Source organism: Succinivibrio sp., assembly GCF_045124615.1.
Classification (GTDB): Bacteria; Pseudomonadota; Gammaproteobacteria; order Enterobacterales; family Succinivibrionaceae; genus Succinivibrio; species Succinivibrio faecicola.
Genome location: NZ_JBGVMC010000186.1, coordinates 1 through 2,971, shown reverse-complemented (window position 1 = coordinate 2,971; position 2,971 = coordinate 1). Strand labels below are relative to the sequence as shown.

The following is a 2,971-nucleotide window of genomic DNA, read 5'->3' as shown; positions in this document are numbered from 1 at the left end:
CTTAAAGACAAATTGGGAGATTTTAGACCAAAAAGTTGCCGATGTAACAGCATTACAACAAGCTGTCGCAGGTGCGTTACACAGAGAAATTGTCGAAAGTTTGCCGACTACTGACATTGATCCTAATACTATTTACATGATTTTAAGTGGCACAAGTGCTACTGAAAACGTGTATAACGAGTACATGTACGTCAACAACGCATGGGAGTTAATCGGTACAAGTGCGACTGATTTAACAAACTATTACACAAAAGCTGAGGTTGATGGCAAGTTACTGTTAAAAGCAAGTGCATCTGACTTGACCTCGCATACAGGTAATACCGACATACATGTAACTACTGCTGATAAGAATAAGTGGAATAATAATACTTATGTATTCCGCTATTCCTCAACAGCACTTGTAGCTTCATCAACAAACAGTAATGCCTTACTTGATAACACTGATAATCTGAAAGTAGGTGATAAAGTAATTGATTCAAGTGGTGTATTATTCTCTATTACCGCCATCGACACAGCCAACTCAACATTCACAATCGGAACAGCTTTAATTGATTTAGCTCAGGATAGTGATGTTGTGCATAAGAGTGGTGATGAGACTGTAGGTGGTAAAAAGACTTTTAGAGATGATTTGACAATTTATAATTATGATAGTTCTCAAAACACAAGAAACTTGAATATTAGCAGTTCAAAAATTCAGGTCGGTGATACATCTAATAGTGACACTTTTGGAGTTAGATTTAATGCGGGTGCAAGCTACGTTGCACAAATTTTAGCTGTTAACGATTTAACTGGCACTCAAAACTTGCAATTCAGTGTAAGAACGAAAGACAGCTTAAATAATTTTATAAATTCTGCGATTAGATTAAGAATATTCGCTAATGGCAATAGTAGTTTTGAGCCAGGTGCAAATAATTCAATATCTCTTGGATCATCATTAAATAAATGGTCAAAAATCTATGGTACTGAATATTACTATGGCTCAAACAATGTAGAATTTAGTAATAAGTTTGTAACTACTGATACTGCACAAGATGTAACTGCAAATAAGAATTTTAAGGGATTAATAACAACTATACCTGATTCACCATTGTGGACTGTTAATACTAACACAACAGCTGATATTACATCTCTAGCGCCATCTTGTATTCATGTAGAAAGCAAACCAGCAGGAAGTCTTACAGATTTAAGTGGTGGTGCGTGGTATGTTGCTCAAATAGGTACTGGATGTTTCTTTTTTAGACATAATACAGGAACAGATATACGATACAAGCATTTTCCTACCAATGTAGTAAGTAAAATATGTGTAATGTCTAACGACAATAAATTTATAAGCGATCTCATTCCTGATACTACAAATACTTATAAGTTAGGTGATAGTAACTTTAAATGGTCAACAATTAACGGCTTAAATCCTAGTTCTTTAGGTATGCCTGATTTAGATAATGGTATAGATATATCTAGCTATATAACAGTAGTAGCTAATGCTAATAAAGAAAGTTTATATACTCCACCAGCTAACGGTTGGATATCAGTAGCATTAACTAGAACAGGAGGTGCAAATATGGCTGTAATGTTGAAACAAGGCAATTTTGCTTCAAGCGGTCGTAACATTCAACAAGAAAACGGAACTACAACATGTAATGCTATGCTTCCTGTAAAAGGTGGTGTTCAAGTATCAATTAACAGTGCTTTAGCTGATGGAATTGATTTTGCTTATTTTTATCCATGTCAAGGCAACGTATAAGGAGTTTTTATGTCAGAATTAGAAAATATTGAGAATGTAGAGGAAGTAGAAACAATCCCTAGTGATAACACTACTAATGAGAATGTAGAAGAAACTACAGGTGAAGTAAGTGGTGAAGTAAGTGGTGAAGTCTCTGTTGTAGAGGAAGAACAACCTCTTGAAGAACCTCAACCTATCCAACAGGTCGATGGCCTTTATTATTATGACAAACTGTACAAAGATGGCCATCTCGGTCAGTTTACCGAATCTACAGCTCTCGCTTATGCTATGGGCTGGCAAGATAACATCATCGAACAGGTTAATACAGAGAAAGGCTACAATGGTTGGACTTATGTGAAAGGTAAAGCACCTGTTAAGGGCTTGGATTTGGTTAAGGCTGAAAAGCTGAACGAAATCTCTGCTATTGCTGATGCCTTTGAACAAATGAAGTGCGACAGCATGTACGTTACTAGCTCTCTTGGATTTAGAGTTAATGCCGACAGACGTTCTTTGCAGAACATTGAAAACATGATTACTCTTGGCGAAAGTCAACAGTTCAAGGACTACGATAATACGTTCCATTATCTTTCCGTAGACGAACTTAAAATTATTGCCAACGAAATCATTATCAACGGCTTAAATCTCTATTCACAGAAGTTCGCTATGCAACAAGCTGTTACTTCTGCTACCGAGGTTGAGACTATTGCTAACCTTGATTTGACTTTTAATATGATGGATTTTTCTACTAACTAACTGCGTTGCCCCTGTTCATTCAGGGGCTTTTTTCTAAGGATTATTATATGCTCCCTGATAAAATATACTTTTTATTGGCTTGCCTTGCTCGTTTGGGATATGTTCGTTTGCTTGAATCTGACGATATAGAATTAACCATTGATGGTTCTAATTATCTGCAAAACGATGATGTTTACTCTGCCGTGGAAAACACTATCTCCGACTTGAATGTTGATAACATTCAACTTTGCGAAAGTTCTCAATACGACTTTTATGCAAAAATAAAAGATGGGGATTTTGTATGTAGTATTTTTGTAATTATTGCATAAATAAAAAGTATTCGAAATACATAAAATAATTATTTGTGTTATAATGTATATCGTTAGGACATGAGGTTCTAACGATATTTTTTTCCTATTTTTTGTGAGGTAAACTTAATGGATGAAGTAACTCATACTCTCCTCGAACAGCCTAATGGCGGTTTCGGTGGTCTTGGCTCAGGCTTTATCGGTGGTA

3 protein-coding genes are annotated in these 2,971 nt (G+C 35.7%); all 3 read left to right on the top strand.

The features are described 5' to 3' along the window. Positions 1-1,744, top strand: a 1,744-nt coding sequence (locus tag ACJML3_RS04810; protein WP_406021090.1) for a hypothetical protein, incomplete at its 5' end; no start/stop codon positions are given. 9 nt (positions 1,745-1,753) lie between these two features. Continuing rightward, positions 1,754-2,476 carry a DUF4376 domain-containing protein gene (locus ACJML3_RS04805; RefSeq protein ID WP_406021088.1) on the top strand — a complete coding sequence of 241 codons (723 nt, stop codon included), beginning with the start codon at positions 1,754-1,756 and terminating at the stop codon, positions 2,474-2,476. Positions 2,477-2,523: 47 nt separating this feature from the next. Continuing rightward, a complete protein-coding gene (locus tag ACJML3_RS04800) occupies positions 2,524-2,784 on the top strand; it encodes a hypothetical protein (RefSeq protein WP_406021087.1) in 261 nt (86 codons plus the stop codon). Positions 2,785-2,971: the final 187 nt, after the last annotated feature.

What these genes read in the sequence shown, in the direction of transcription:
- ACJML3_RS04805 (WP_406021088.1), top strand. Translation starts at nt 1,754, where the DNA reads ATGTCAGAATTAGAAAATATTGAGAATGTAGAGGAAGTAGAAACAATC.
- ACJML3_RS04800 (WP_406021087.1), top strand. Translation starts at nt 2,524, where the DNA reads ATGCTCCCTGATAAAATATACTTTTTATTGGCTTGCCTTGCTCGTTTG.